The sequence below is a fragment of the Arthrobacter sp. BC5 genome (genome assembly GCF_056680255.1).
The window spans coordinates 987,315-1,001,240 of record NZ_CM155273.1 but is presented as its reverse complement, the minus strand read 5'-3'; the positions used below and the strand labels follow the sequence as shown (position 1 = coordinate 1,001,240).

At 72.6% G+C, this 13,926-nt stretch carries 10 protein-coding genes; 1 reads left to right on the top strand and 9 read right to left on the bottom strand.

Going from position 1 to position 13,926, the window contains the following annotated elements:
* Positions 1-175 precede the first annotated feature (175 nt).
* The 5 genes from atzF to AC1MFI_RS04430 are packed head-to-tail and all read right to left on the bottom strand — an operon-like array spanning position 176 to position 8,843.
* Positions 176-2,056 carry an allophanate hydrolase gene (gene atzF / locus AC1MFI_RS04450; RefSeq protein WP_479819931.1) on the bottom strand — a complete coding sequence of 627 codons (1,881 nt, stop codon included), beginning with the start codon at positions 2,054-2,056 and terminating at the stop codon, positions 176-178.
* Positions 2,053-5,778 (bottom strand): urea carboxylase, encoded by a 3,726-nt coding sequence (uca, locus tag AC1MFI_RS04445; protein WP_479819930.1) that lies wholly within the window; start codon positions 5,776-5,778, stop codon positions 2,053-2,055. Before uca ends, atzF begins: the two co-directional genes overlap by 4 nt.
* Complete coding sequence (locus AC1MFI_RS04440) at positions 5,775-6,440, bottom strand: urea amidolyase associated protein UAAP2 (protein WP_479819929.1); 666 nt, start codon at positions 6,438-6,440, stop codon at positions 5,775-5,777. The genes uca and AC1MFI_RS04440 overlap by 4 nt, the downstream gene beginning before the upstream one ends.
* A complete protein-coding gene (locus tag AC1MFI_RS04435) occupies positions 6,437-7,312 on the bottom strand; it encodes an urea amidolyase associated protein UAAP1 (protein WP_479819928.1) in 876 nt (291 codons plus the stop codon). Before AC1MFI_RS04435 ends, AC1MFI_RS04440 begins: the two co-directional genes overlap by 4 nt.
* Before the next feature lie 34 nt (positions 7,313-7,346).
* Positions 7,347-8,843 (bottom strand): amino acid permease, encoded by a 1,497-nt coding sequence (locus AC1MFI_RS04430; protein ID WP_479819927.1) that lies wholly within the window; start codon positions 8,841-8,843, stop codon positions 7,347-7,349.
* A gap of 212 nt (positions 8,844-9,055) precedes the next feature.
* Between AC1MFI_RS04430 and AC1MFI_RS04425 the strand changes: the two genes are divergently transcribed.
* Positions 9,056-9,778 (top strand): TetR/AcrR family transcriptional regulator, encoded by a 723-nt coding sequence (locus AC1MFI_RS04425; protein WP_479819926.1) that lies wholly within the window; start codon positions 9,056-9,058, stop codon positions 9,776-9,778.
* Between the two features lie 20 nt (positions 9,779-9,798).
* Here the strand turns inward: AC1MFI_RS04425 and AC1MFI_RS04420 are convergent, their stop codons facing one another.
* The 4 genes from AC1MFI_RS04420 to AC1MFI_RS04405 all read right to left on the bottom strand — a co-directional run bounded on the left by AC1MFI_RS04420 (position 9,799) and on the right by AC1MFI_RS04405 (position 13,915).
* On the bottom strand, positions 9,799-9,978 hold the full coding sequence (locus AC1MFI_RS04420) for a hypothetical protein (RefSeq protein ID WP_479819925.1): 180 nt from the start codon (positions 9,976-9,978) through the stop codon (positions 9,799-9,801).
* Positions 9,933-11,345, bottom strand: coding sequence for a DUF6297 family protein (locus tag AC1MFI_RS04415; protein WP_479819924.1), 1,413 nt, complete (start codon positions 11,343-11,345; stop codon positions 9,933-9,935). The genes AC1MFI_RS04420 and AC1MFI_RS04415 overlap by 46 nt, the downstream gene beginning before the upstream one ends.
* Position 11,346: 1 nt before the next feature.
* Positions 11,347-12,033, bottom strand: a complete 687-nt coding sequence (locus AC1MFI_RS04410) for an ABC transporter ATP-binding protein (RefSeq protein WP_479819923.1) — start codon at positions 12,031-12,033, stop codon at positions 11,347-11,349.
* A gap of 157 nt (positions 12,034-12,190) precedes the next feature.
* Positions 12,191-13,915 carry an alpha/beta fold hydrolase gene (locus AC1MFI_RS04405; protein WP_479819922.1) on the bottom strand — a complete coding sequence of 575 codons (1,725 nt, stop codon included), beginning with the start codon at positions 13,913-13,915 and terminating at the stop codon, positions 12,191-12,193.
* Positions 13,916-13,926: the final 11 nt, after the last annotated feature.

Below are 13,926 nucleotides of genomic sequence, written 5' to 3'. Positions count from 1 at the left end.
CCCGTGCCCCGGCCCTCCGCCTAGGGCGTCGTGCGAACGGTCATCGGGCAGGCCGTATCACCCGGGAGGAGCCACGCATAGTGCTCCTCCCCCTCGGCGCTGTCCATCGCCGGCCGCACCTGCAACCGTTCCCCGAGCCTCCGCCACCAACCGGCCCCGGTCGCCTCCGGACGAGTCACCATGGCTGCTGGCGCCCGCTGTCCGCATGGGTGCCCCGCGAGAGAGCCGTCACCAGGAAGTCGCGGACGGCGCCATGGGAACGCCGTCCCGCGGCTTCCTGACCTGGACCGTCCCGTCCGGAGTCGTCCCGCCCGGGCGGGTGCCCGGCCGTCGCGGCGAGCCAGTCGCCGTAGTGCGTGATGTCCCTGCCCGCGGCGGCGGCGACGGCGTCGCACGCGAAACCGACGGCGGCCGTGCCGTCCTCGAGCAGGACGGAGCCGAGCAGCATGGGCTCGGGCAGCGCGGCGAGGAAACGCCCGAGCGCCGCTTCGGAGAGGATCCACCGCTCGGCGACGAGTTCCGCGCCGTCGTCCGAGCGGTACACGCCCGGTTTCGGTGGCTGGGTGTCCAGCGCCACCATGCGGTAGCGGGCCGCCGTCCGGACCGGGCCGTCCCACCACGCGCCGAGGTGCTCGAGTTCCCGTGCGAGTACCTGGCCGCGGCGGTGCGCCCCGACCACGACCAGCGGGACGCCGGAGGCACCGGCAGCGAGGGGCCACGGCCGGGCGGCCTTGGCGCGGCCGGCGGCTCCCGCGGCGAAGAGCGCGGGAGGGGCAGGAGCGGATTCGATGCGGCGGGCGATGTCCGCCACGACGGCGTCGTCGAAGGTGCGCCCGACGACGGTCACGCCGAACTGGGCTCCCTCGACCTCACCCGCCGGCACGGCGACCGCGCACAGGTCGAAGAGGTTGCAGAAATTCGTGTACGTGCCCATGCGCGAGTTGACGCCGACCGGGTCCGCGGCGACGTCGGCGAGGAGGGGGTGCAGGGGGGCCGTGGGCACCAGCAGGGCATCGAAACCCTCGAGCTGCGCGAGCGCGTTCCGCTCGAGGGCGGCCAGCCGGGCGGTGTCCGTCACGTACTGGTGCGCGGACAGCGATCCCGCACGGCCGATGATCCCGGCGACGGTGGGATCGAGGCCCGCGGGGTTGCCGTCCGCCACGGCACCGTCGACGAAGGCACCCACAGCGGCATAGCGCTCCGCGACGAGGGCGCCGTCGTAGAGCAGGCGCGCGGCCTGCAGGAATCCGTCGATCGCCAGGGGCTCGACGTCGACGCCGGACGCCTCGAGCCGGGCGATCTGCCGGCCGAACTCCGCGGCCCACGCGGGGGAGAGCTCGGGCAGCTCGGCGGGGTAGGCGACGCGGGGCCGGGCCGGGGCCGCCAGGCGCACGTCCGAGGGCCAGGCACGCGAGTCTCCCGCCATCACGCCCATCGCGCGTTCCGCCAGGGAGAGGTCCCGCGCCAGGATGGTCACCGCGTCCCAGGAACGGCAGGCCGGCACCACGCCGTCGGTGGAGACGACGTGCAGCGTGGGCTTGATCCCCACGATCCCCTGCAGTCCCGCCGGGATCCGCCCGGAGCCGGCGGTGTCGGTGCCGATGGCGATGTCCGCGAGCCCCAGGGCCACGGCGACGGCCGACCCGGAGCTGGATCCGCCCGAAATGTACTCTGGCCGGCGGGCATCACGCACGGCTCCGTGGGGGCTGCGCGTCCCCACGAGTCCGGTGGCGAACTGGTCCAGGTTGGTGGCACCCAGGACGACGGCGCCCGCCGCCCGCAGGCGGCGTACCGCTTCGGCGTCCTGCCCCGGAAGGTAGGAGAAGCCCGGGCAGGCCGCCGTGGTGGGGATGCCCGCCACATCCACATTGTTCTTCACGGCGAGGAGGAGGCCCGCGAGGGGAAGATCCTCGCCCCCGCCGGCCCGCGCGTCGACGTCGGCGGCATCGGCGAGGAGGTCCTCGGCCGAGCGGAGGGTCACCCAGATCTCGGGGCGGTCGACGGCGTCGATCGCCGCGAGCGCCGCGCGTACGCGGTCGGTTGCCAGGGCGTTCATGCAGCCACCTCTTCTGGTGCTCGTGATGCGGGATCCTGTCCCGGTGCGGGCTCCGTCCCGGAGGAAGCCCCGAGGACCACCAGGGCCTCGCCGGCAACGACCTGCGATCCCGCGAGGGGGAGCACCTGCAGCACCTGGCCGTCGCAGGGAGCGCTGAGGACGGTCTCCATCTTCATGGCCTCGAGGGAGACGAGGGGCTGTCCCTTCACCACTGCGTCCCCCGCAGCCACGTCCACCTTCCACACGCTGGCGGCGAAGGGCGAGGAGACCAGCGTGGCGCCGTCGGGCACCACCAGTTCCTCGGAGTCGGGGACGACGGCGGTGGCGGCATCGGCGCGGTCGAACTCGCCGGCGTCGGCCCAGGCCTGGCGTTCGACGGCGAAGGCTGCGGCCTGCCGGCCGCGGAACTCGGTGATGGATGCGCTGTTCTCGGCGAGGAAGCGCTCGTGCTCGGCGAGCGAGAACGTGCCCTCCTCGATCTCGACGCCGCGCCCCCGGCCCGCCGCCATGTCGGCGCGCAGGTCCAGCAGTTCCTCGGGGCTGACGGGGTACCAGGAGATGCGGTCGAAGAACCGCAGGAGCCACGGGGATCCCGGCTCGAACGGCGCGGTGTCGGCGTAGCGGGACCAGACCTGCGTGGTGCGCCCCACGAACTGGTAGCCGCCGGGGCCCTCCATCCCGTAGATGCACATGTAGGCGCCGCCGATGCCGACGGCGTTCTCCGGCGTCCACGTCCGGGCGGGGTTGTACTTGGTGGTGACGAGGCGGTGCCGCGGGTCGAGGGGTGTGGCGACGGGTGCTCCGAGGTACACGTCGCCCAGGCCGAGGACCAGGTATTCGGCGCCGAACACGGTGTCGAAGACGTCGTTCACCGAGTCCAGCCCGTTGATGCGCCGGATGAACTCGATGTTCCAGGGGCACCACGGGGCGTCGTCGCGCACCCCGGCCATGTACCGCTCGATCGCCTCGCGCGTCGCCGGGTCGTCCCAGGACAGGGGCAGGCGCACGGAGCGGCTGGGCACCACGAGCTCCGAGCTGGCCGGCAGGGCGCCCTCGACGTCCTGCACCACCTCCAGCAGGCGGCGCGTGGACAGCACGGAGGGGTCCACCTTGATCTGCAGGCTGCGGATTCCCGGTGTCAGGTCGACGACGCCAGGAAGGCGCAGCTGCTCGACGGCCTGGTGCAGGGCGTGCACGCGCGCCCGGAGGCCGAGGTCGAGGACCATGTCGCCGTACTCGACGAGGAGGTTGTCGTCGCCCGAGCGACGGTAGGTCACGGTGGGTCTGCCCGGTTCCTCCGCGACGCGGGCCAGTACGCCGTCGTCGCCGTCCCCGCCGCGCAGCAACTGCCGGTGCAGGGACGCGCTGCCGCCGGGCAGCAGTTCCGGGGCGTCCGGCAGGATGAGCTGCCGCCCGGGGCCGAGGTCCCGCAGCGAGGGTGCCTGGACGGCCCGGACCGGGACGAAGCGGACGGTGTCGCCCGGGCGGAGTTGCCCGAGCTTCCAGCGATCCGCCGTCACGACCGTCACCGGGCAGACGAACCCACCGAGGCTGGGCCCGTCCGGCCCAAGGAGGATGGGCGTGTCGCCCGTGAAGTCCAGCGCACCCACCGAGTAGGCGGTGTCGTGGATGTTGGAGGGGTGCAGGCCCGCCTCGCCGCCGTCGTTCCGTCCCCAGCGGGGCTTGGGCCCGATGAGCCGGACGCCGGTGCGGGCGGAGTTGAAGTGCACCTCGTAGTCGGTGGCGAAGAGCTCGTCGATGTCCTCCCGCTGGAAGAACTCCGGCGCGCCGTGCGGGCCCTCCACGACGGTGAGCTCCCAGCGTGAGGTGAGCGCGGGCCGGGCGTCGAGCGCCACCGGGCCTGCGGTGCCCGCGGGCGACGCGGCGCGCACGGTCCTCAGGACGTCGCCCGTGCGCAGGACGCGCCCGGCGTGCCCGCCGAACTGGCCGAGCGTGAACGTGGACGCGCTGCCGAGGTACAGCGGGATGTCGAGACCGCCGGCGAACAGGATGTAGCCGCGGAGGCCCGCACCCTCCGCGGTCCCGACGTCGAGCGTTCCGCCGGCGGGAACCGTGACCGGCTCCCACGCGGCGACGTCGGCGCCGTCCACCGTCACGCGGACGTCCGCGCCGGTCACGCACAGCGTGGTCTCGTGCGAGAAGGTCAGGCTGGGCCCGGTCATCGTGAACTCGAGGCCCGGGGCGCCTTCCGGGTTGCCGAGGGCCTGGTTGCCGAGCCGGAAGGAGAGGTCGTCCATCGGGCCGCTCGGCGGGACGCCCACCTGCCACAGGTTGGTGCGGCCCGGCCAGTCCTGCACGCTCGTCTGAAGTCCGGGCCGTTCGACCGTGATGCGCGGTTCCGGGTCCCCCACGGTGTCGAGCGTGCTGGTCGAGTGGCCTGCCGCGCGGACGACGTCGAGGGTGCTGACGGCACGCAGCATGCCGAGGTTCGTTTCGATGCCGTCGATCCGCGTGCCGGTGAGGGCTCCGGCAAGGCGGTCGAAGGCCTCGTCGCGGGTGCTGCCGGAGGTGATGATCTTCGCCAGGAGGGGATCGTAGTTGGTGGAGACCTCGCTGCCGGTCTCGGCCCAGGTATCCACCCGGATGGAGTCCGCCTCGGGGTAGGCGGCATTGGTGATCGTGCCGGCGCTGGGCTGGAAGCCCCGCGCCGGGTCCTCCGCGTAGACCCGTGCCTCGACGGCGTGGCCGGAGACGGGGACGCTGTCGGGGACACCGGCGAGGACCGCCGCGGCGTCGGGTCCGCCCTGCGCGAGGCGGAGCATCCACGCGACGAGGTCGACGCCGGTGATCGACTCCGTGACGGGGTGTTCGACCTGCAGGCGCGCGTTGACCTCGAGGAAGGAGGCCTCCTGACGCACGGCGTCGTACACGAACTCCACGGTCCCGGCGGAGCGGTAACCGAGCGACGCGCACAGGGCCCTCGAACTGCGGTGCAGTTCCTCGCGGAGGGCGTCCGGCAGGTCCGGCGCGGGCGCTTCCTCGAGGACCTTCTGGTGCCGGCGCTGCAGGGAGCAGTCGCGGTCGCCGAGGCTGACCACGCGGCCCTCGCCGTCGCCGAACACCTGGACCTCCACGTGGCGGGCATTCTCCACGTAGCGCTCGGCGAAGACGCCGGCGGTGCCGAAGCTGGCACCGGCGAGGCGGGCCACCCGGGGGAAGCTCTCGGTGAGTTCCTCCTCGGAGCGGCATACGGTCATGCCGATGCCGCCTCCGCCGCCGGTCGCCTTGAGCATCAGCGGGTAGCCGATGGTCGCCCCGGCCGCGAGGGCCTCCTCGACGCCGTCGAGCAGGCCGGACCCCGCGATCATGGGGACGCCGGCGGCGGATGCGGCATCGCGGGCGGTGTGCTTGGTGCCGAAGGTGCGGAGCTGCTCGGGCGTGGGGCCGACGAACACGAGCCCTGCCGCCTCGACGGCCTCCGCGAAGTCGGCGTCCTCGGACAGGAAGCCGTAGCCGGGGTGGATGGCGCCGGCGCCGGTGGAGGCCGCGGCTGCCAGCAGGGCCTCGACGCGGAGGTAGGACTCCTTGGCCGGTGCCGGGCCGAGGAGCACGGCCTCGTCGGCGAGCCGGACGTGGCGGGCGCCGCGGTCCGCCTCGGAGAAGACGGCGACCGTGCGCAGCCCGAGCTTCCGGGCCGATTCGATGATGCGGCAGGCGATCTCCCCGCGGTTGGCCACGAGCAGGGTGTCGAAGCGGTTCATGCGGCGTCCTCCGGGCGTGTGACGATCATGCGGACGGGCGTGGGGTCGAAGCCGTTGCAGGGGTTGTTGACCTGCGGGCAGTTCGAGACGAGCACGAGGGTGTCCACCTCGGCGCGGAGGGCCACGCGCTTGCCCGGGGAGGAGAGACCGTCCACGATCCCGAGGGCGCCGTCGGGATCCACCGGGACGTTCATGAACCAGTTGATGTTGGAGACGAGGTCCCTCTTGCCGAGCCCCCAGCGGGAGCCCTCGATCAGGAAGTTCTCCACGCAGGCGTGCTGCTCGCGCGTGTGCTGGCCGTACCGCAGGGTGTTCGACTCCTGGGAGCAGGCGCCGCCGATGGTGTCGTGTACGCCCACCTCGTCCGCCACGACCGTCATGAGGGCGAGGCCGGTGTCGGCGCGGAGCACGGACCCGGTGGTGAGGACGATGGAGCGCTGCTGCGCGATGGTCACCGGCGCGGAGTACCGGACGGTGGTGTCCGCGGCGGCGTAGAGCAGGCAGTCGACCGCCTGGTTGCCGTCGAGGTCCACGATGGTGAGGACGTCCCCGGCCGCGACGACGGCGGACCAGGGCCCGCGCGCCTCGACGTACTCGTCCAGGACGACGGCGCCGGGTGCGAGGGCGATGCTGTCCGCAGGCTGCGGGAGGGTGGTGGTCATCGGGTGCTCCTTGCGGCGAGATCGTGCTCGGTGTTGTGCAGCGCCTGCAGGTGTTCGGGTGCCAGCGGCCCGATCAGGCTGCCCTCGGCCAGTGCGGAGAGTTCCTCGGGGGCCCGCCAGGCGGCGATGCCGACGGCGGTGCCCGCGAACTCGGTGCGCGGGTCCAGCGGGTGCGCGGTGTTGGCCAGCACGACGACGGTGTCCACCTGCAGCAGCAGGTCCACGGAGGTGCCGGGGCCGGCGCTGCCGGTGAAGCGGATGCCGCCGTCGGCCTCCACGCGGATGCCCTTGAAGAGCGTGAGGGACGGTGCGACGTCCCTCGGCCCGAGGCCGCTCTTCAGCGCTCCCAGGGTCAGCAGTTCGCGGGCGGCGGACGAGGTGCTGTGCGCCGTCCCGGCCCCGTACCGCGCCGTGTTCCCGGCCAGCGTGGTGGCGCCCGTCAGGGCGTCGTGGCTGCCCGAGGTGTCCGCGACGATCGTGGCCAGGACGCGCCCGGCGTCGGACAGGAGGGGGTGCCCGGTTCCGGGGTAGGCCTGCCATGGGACCTTGACGGTGTCGGCGGCGTTGAAGCGCTCGTGCGGCGCACCGGCCCGGTAGAGGAGGGTGTGCACGCAGGCGTCACCCGTGTCCGTGAGCCGGAGCCGCGTGCCGCGGGCCAACTGCAGGGTGGTGTAGCGGCCGAAGGCCAGTGTCTCCGACCAGACCAGGCGGTCGGCGGCGCCGTCGGGCAGGGTGTCCGTGAGGGAGGAGGGCGCGGTGGACACCGGGATGTGGCGCATGGTGTCCGCCGTCCGGCTGTGCTGGTTGCGGGCGTGGGCCCGGGCTCCGGCCGTGGTGGCCGTGCCGGCCGGGGTGTCGGTGGTCTGTGTCATGTCGGTCCTGTCGGTGGTGCGTGCGGGGGACGTGTCAGGAGGCCTTGGCGGCGATGCTCCGGCGGATCCAGAGGCCTCCGAGCAGCACCACGGCGACCATCAGGGGAGCGGAGTAGAGGAGGATCCCGTTCTCGCCGGCGGGGTCGTACACCTCGGGGCGGGGCCAGGCGAGGTTGACCACCATGACGGCGCCGTACAGGACGGCGAGCACGTTCACGGGCAGGCCCCAGCGGCCCAGGGAGAAGAGGCCGGACGGCATGGTCTGCCCCACGCGGTCCCAGTCGCCGCGCAGCCGGTTGAGAAGCTGCGGGACGGTGACGAGCAGGTACGCGATGTACACCATGACGATGCACACGCTGGTCAGCGTGGTGAAGAGGGCGGCGTTCCCGACGTTGATGGCCAGGACGCCGACGGCGAGGGCGCCGATGGCGATGGACGGCCACATCGGGGTGCCGCGGCGGGGGTGGACGGTGGAGAGCAGGCCGGAGGCGGGAAGCCTGCCGTCCCGGGCCATGGAGAAGACCAGGCGCGAACCGGCGGTCTGGATGGCGAGGGTGCAGACGAAGATCGCGATGGCGACGTCGACCAGCAGCACCTTGCCCCAGAACGTGCCGAGGACCGCGGTCAGGACGTAGGGGAGCCCTTCGGTGGCGAGCCGTCCGTCGTCGAGGCTCGGCGCCGCCATGAGGGCGGTGATGATCATGAGCGCCCCGCCGATCCCGGAGATCACCAGCGCGGAGATGATGGTGCGCGGGGCCGTGCGCCGCGGGTCCCGGGTCTCCTCCGAGAGTTCACCGGCGGAGTTGAAGCCCACCATGACGTAGGCGGCCATGAGGCCGGAGACGAGGAACGCGCCCACGGCGCCGAGGTCCGAGCCCTGCAGTGCGGTGGTGTCCATCACGACGTCGGGTCCGCGCTGCGCCGCCGTGATGAGGGCGAGGACGACGGCGACGACGCCGACGATCTCGCAGGTCACGCCCACCGAGTTCACGTGTGCCATGAGCCGGACGCCCATCGCGTTGATGACGGTGGTGGCCACCAGGAGGACGGCCCCGAGGACGACGGCGTTGGCGGCACCCGTGACGGTGTTGAGGGCGGGGTCGCCGCCCACGAGCTGGAATCCGCTCCACAGCTGCGGCAGCACGACCTGCAGGGCGATGGCCGCGGCGGCCGCCGTGACCACCTGGGCCACGGCCATGAACCAGCCGGCGAACCAGCCCACGGTCTCGCCGCCCACACGCCGAGCCCACTGGTAGACGGCACCCGAGAGCGGGTAGCGGGCGGCGAGCTCTGCGAAGTTCAGTGCCACGAGCAACTGGCCCACGAGGACGATCGGCCACGTCCAGAAGAACGCGGGCCCCGCGAACGAGTAGCCGAAGGCGAAGAGCTGGAAGATCGTGGTGAGGATGGAGACGAAGGAGAAGCCCGCCGCGAAGGACGCGTAGCGGCCCAGCTTGCGGTGCAGGGAGGGCTCATAGCCGAGGGCGGTGAGGTCGGCGTCGTCCGTGGGTGTCGCGGTGGGAACTGTCATCGGAGGTCTCCGTGGTTCGAACGGGTCGGGTACCGGCGCGTGCGGTGGGGTGCACGGCAATACCGGTCACTTGATAGTTTTCCAATCCGAGGTCCCGCCCGGGTTTCACCCAAGTAAAAGGCTCGTGAGGTACGTGTTACGGCCGTGTTTCATGGCCTCCGGCGCGTCAGCGGCCGGTCGGACGCCGCCCTGCCGGGTGCAACAATGAGGGCGTGACCCTCACCGGACCGGGACGTCCCCGCACGCGCCAGTCGACCCGCCCAGGAGCCACCGCCCGCGAGGAGATCCTCGATGCGGCCGCCGAACTGTTCACCACGCAGGGCTACGCCACCACCTCGACGCGCGCCATCGCGGACGCCGTCGGGATCCGCCAGTCCTCGCTCTACCACCACTTCGCCACGAAGGACGACATCCTGGAGGCGCTCCTGGCCGGGACGGTCGCGGAAGGGCTGGCCTTCGCGCGGGCGGCATCCGCTGCTGCGGGCGATGACGATGTCTCTCCCGCCTCGCGGCTCCATGCCGTGGCCCTGTTCGACGGGACGCAGCTGTGCAGCGGGCGGTGGAACATCGGGGTCCTCTACCACCTGCCCGAGGCCCGGGATGAGCGCTTCCACGCGTTCCTCGCCGACCGGGAGGAGTTGCGGGGCCTGTACCGGCGGCTCGGCGCGGCCGTGGTCCCCGCGCCGCTGTGGCACGGCGATCCACGGCACCACGGCGAACTCGCCTTCCGCCTGGTCGAATCCCTCGTGAGCCTCCGGGCCGACGGGCAGGTGACGGTACAATCGCCGCTGCAGGTGGCCGACGCCGCCATGGTGCTCTGCGGTGCAGGGACGGACCTCGAGCTGATCCGGGGACAGAGCAGGGACCTCATCACGCGGCTCGGACGGGAGCTGCCGGACCTGGACGGCGCGGGCCAGGGCCGGGCGCGCTCCTGAGTCCCGGGGGCCTCCTCGGGTCAGGAGGAGGTGGCTGACGCAGAGACGTGCACGGTGACCGCTATCGCGGTCGCGACGCACTGGGCAATGATCAGCCAGGGATGAACCACGCCCAGGTACAGCGAGAGCAGGGCCGGGATCATCGCCAGGACCGTCATGTCCGTGCCGCGCAGGAGGGACGACACCTGGTCCCGCGGCACGGATCCGAAGGGTGTCTCCACGGGCGGCGTGGTCCAGTCCGTCGGGGCCGGGTCGCCGCACGCACGGCTCCGGCACCCATGCCCACACCGGCCAGTGCCCCGAGCAGGACGAGCGAGGGCGGGCCCGCACCGAGGACCGTGAACGCTGCGGTCAGGAGGACCATCCACGTCGCCATGACCAGGGAGGGCATGAGCATCCGGCTCGACCGCACCAGGGCGGGCGCGACCGGCAGGAGTGCGTCGAGCTCCGGGATCACGGCCGTGCGCCGGGCTACGGTGCCGGTCCCCGCCGTCGTGACGCATCCGGCGATGAGGATCACCCCGAGCTGCAGCGGAACAGGAAGGGAGGGGGTGATCAGCGCGACGGCGATACAGATGCCCAGCCAGACCAGCGGAGCCACGGGCGCGGGCTGGAGGCGAAGAAAAGCCGCGACGTCCGCCCGCACGACGGCGGCGGCCGCCCCGCGCGTGGGCCTCGCGTAAAAACGCGAACCCCGTCCGGTCGCGGCGGGACGAGGCCCGGCTGCCAGTGCCCTGCGCATCTCGTTGAGGTCGAGGAAGAAGACGGACGCCCCGACGTGACCCGAGACCGCTCCGCCGCGCTCCAGCTCCTCGCCCGGGACACCGCCGGAACGGGAGAGGACGTACGCGGCGAGAGCTGATGCCCCCGTGAGGGCCAGGACGAGGGACCCTGCAGGCGGTGCGAGGAGCAGGAAGAGGGCGACGGGGATCGACCCGACGAGGAGCGCTGCGCGAAGGGAGCGGGAACGGGCAGGGTTCAGCTGGAGGACCGCCGCGGTGGCGACGGCGAGGACGGCCCCGCCACCGAACGTCGCCGCGACGCCCGCGTGCGCCAGGGGTGGCCGGTCGACGGCGGTCAGGATGCTGAAGGGCAGGTAGGCGATGGACGCCGCGGCACCGACCGCCACGAGGCGGCGGCGGAAGGCGGGCAGCACCATCGGCCGCCGGTCGATCGGCAGTGGCAGCCACCAGGCGCCCTCCGCACGGCTCACCGTGACGGGCCCGAGCCGGCGAGCTACCAGGAGGATCCCGGCCCAGGCCAGATACGTCAGCACCATCCAGAGGACGTCGGCCGGCAGCACCTGCCAGCGCACGTCGGTCAGGCTCCCCGCACGCAGGTTGCGCCCTGCGATCTCCTCACGGAGGGCCAAGACGAGTGACCCCGCCATCATCAGCACGCAGCCCAACGCCAGGACGTTCGAATACACGTCGATGAAGAGGTCGCGGACCGAGGAACGCGCCCTGTTGTACCGGCGGGTCGACCGCCGGGTGTGGCCGACGACGTCCCGGGCGAGGCCGAGCGTGCCGCCGTCGGGCACTTCTGGTCCTGCCGCCGTCCGGGTCACGTCAGGACCCGGCGATGATGTCGGCCGCCCGCTGGGTGCCGACGAGCTCGACGGTCTCGTCGATCACGAGGCACGCTGTCGCGGTCCGCACGAGCAGCCGGGGGTCATGCGTGACCAGTACCACCGCACTGCCGGCGCCGGCCCGCTGCTGGATCCGGTGCGCCAGCGCGTCCCGCATGACCGGGTCCAGGCGCTGCTCCGGCTCGTCGAGGATGAGCAGCGACGACGGCCGGATGAAGCCGGCTGCCAGCAGCAGGCGCCGTCGCTGCCCGGAGGACAGGGCGTCCGGAACCGCGTGGGACCGTTCCGAGAGCCCGAAGAAGTCCAGCTCGGCGTCGACGGCGTCCTCCGGCGAGGTCAGCGAATGGCCCCGGGCCACCAGCAGCAGGTGCTCGCGCACCGTCAACGAGGGAAAGAAGACGTCCTCGTCGAAGATGGCGGCCACCTGGCGGCGGAAGAGGACGGAGTCCGGCATCACCGGCAGCGCATGGACCCGCACCTCCCCGGCCAGCGGTGCCTGGCGTCCGGCCAGCGTCCTGACCACCGTCGATTTGCCTGCGCCGTTGAAACCCACCACGGCGAGGACCTCCCCGGACCGGACGACGCCGGAGAGCTCGCCGCAGACAGGGGCTCCCGCATAGCCCACGAGTAATCGGTCCGCCTCCAGCACTGCCCCCAGCTCAGCCATGCTCCCACCCTATTCGCGACGGCGTTCCGCAGGCGCATCCCGCACGGCGGACCGGTGCCGAGTGCTGGAACGCGGTCCGCCGGACCTCGCGGTGCACGCCCACCAGCCGGCGCGCTGCTCGCTGTGCAGGTCGCCGACTGCGTCGGACGTATGCCGTCTAGGTGATGAAGGCGACGATGCGGGCTGCGACGGCGGAGGGTGAGCGGTGGTGCACGGCGTGCGGCGCTCCCGCGATCGACGCGAGGGCGCCGTCCAGGGAGCCGTCGGCAAGGCTGCGTGACCAGCGGGTTCCCGCGACCAGATCACGGGAACCGCGCAGGATGAGCACCGGTTGCCGGGCAAGGGGCAGGCGCTCCTCCAGGGCGTAGGCCATGGCGACGGCCAGCTGCGCCGCGTACCAGCGAGGACCGCACCGCAGCACATCCAGGAACTGGACGGAGTTCAGCAGCGGTCTCTCGAGGATCGAATTCAGGCCCAGGGTGAGCGCCTGCTCGGGGACGGTACGCCGACGCGCATCCACCGCGGCACCGATGAGGACGAGCCGGGACACGAGGTCTGGCCGCTGGATCGCCAGTTCGGTGGCTGTCTGCGCCCCCATGGAGTGCCCGGCCACGACGCAGGACGAGACCCCGAGATCGTCCAGGAGGGCGGCGAGGATCTCGGCGCCGGCGGGGTTGGTGAGCTTGCGGGCCGGCCGCCGGGTCCAGCCGGATCCCGGGAGGTCGATCACGAGAACCGTCCCATGGCGGGACAGCTGCTCACCGAGCCGCAGGAAGTAGCGGTGGGACATGCCGATCCCGTGCACCAGCACGAAGATCGGCTTCTCCTGCACCGGCGTTCCGCCCGTGGCACCGTGCTGTCCGCGCTGGTACTGCAGAACGTGGGCCCGGCACTGGCGATCGCCCACGGTGATGCTGCGCAGGCGCGGCAGTGCCTCGTCCGCGACCCTGCCGGCCGTCCCGACCGCAGTCCGTCCGGGGACTGCGGGTGGACGTGGCAGGCCCTCGACCAGCTGCAGGACGGCGTCGGCGACGGCGCGTGCGCCCGCCCGGTGTACGGCATGGGCCTGCCCGGACAGCTCGACGACCCGGCCGTCACGGGCAACCTGGGCGAGCCGCCGGCACCACCGGCGCGACGCGATCGGATCCAGGGAGCCGCGGAGGACCAGGACCGGCTGGGTCACGGCGGCAAGCCGGTCGTCCAGGCGGTACTCCAGCATGACGGGCAGCTCCGCGAGGTACCAGCGGAGCCCGCACCGGAGGTAGGCGGCGCCGACCAGCAGGTTCGTGGCCGGCCGCTCCAGGAAGGTGTCCAGGGCGAGGACCGCGGCATTCCGGCGGGCGGACGGATGGGAGGTGTCCGTGACCGGCCCGATCAGCACGACCGCCGCGACGAGCTCCGGATACTCCACGGCGAGCTCGGTGACGAACTGGGCGCCCATCGAGTGCCCGATCACGATGCACGAGGAGAGCCGGGCACCCTGCAGCGCATGGGCGATCACGTCGGCGAAGTCCGCGATGCCGAGCGGTTCGTCGGGCCGGGGCATGCCGCCGAAACCGGGCAGGTCGAGCACGACCGTGTCCCCGAAGGGGATCAGTTCCGCCTGCAATCGGGCGAAGTAGCGGTGCGACATCCCGATCCCGTGCACCAGCACGAAGACGGGCCGGTCCGCGCCACCGGAGGGCGCCCTGCGGGAGGAATGCAGCCGGCAGGACACCTCGAGGGTGCCACCCGTCCGCGAAGGGACGGTCGTCCGCACCGTCGTCGTGTCGCTCCAGGAGACGGGGGCTGTGCCCGCGGCCTGCTCGCTGTCGGTCAGGCGCGGGACGGCGATATCGCGGAGGAAGGACGGCAGGCGTCTGCCCGGGCGAATGGAGGTCACTGCGTGCGGAG

Bases quoted from the DNA above. Each gene is read 5' to 3' on its own strand.
- uca (WP_479819930.1), bottom strand. From the start codon at position 5,778: ATGAACCGCTTCGACACCCTGCTCGTGGCCAACCGCGGGGAGATCGCC.
- atzF (WP_479819931.1), bottom strand. From the start codon at position 2,056: ATGAACGCCCTGGCAACCGACCGCGTACGCGCGGCGCTCGCGGCGATC.
- AC1MFI_RS04435 (WP_479819928.1), bottom strand. From the start codon at position 7,312: ATGACACAGACCACCGACACCCCGGCCGGCACGGCCACCACGGCCGGA.
- AC1MFI_RS04410 (WP_479819923.1), bottom strand. From the start codon at position 12,033: ATGGCTGAGCTGGGGGCAGTGCTGGAGGCGGACCGATTACTCGTGGGC.
- AC1MFI_RS04430 (WP_479819927.1), bottom strand. From the start codon at position 8,843: ATGACAGTTCCCACCGCGACACCCACGGACGACGCCGACCTCACCGCC.
- AC1MFI_RS04440 (WP_479819929.1), bottom strand. From the start codon at position 6,440: ATGACCACCACCCTCCCGCAGCCTGCGGACAGCATCGCCCTCGCACCC.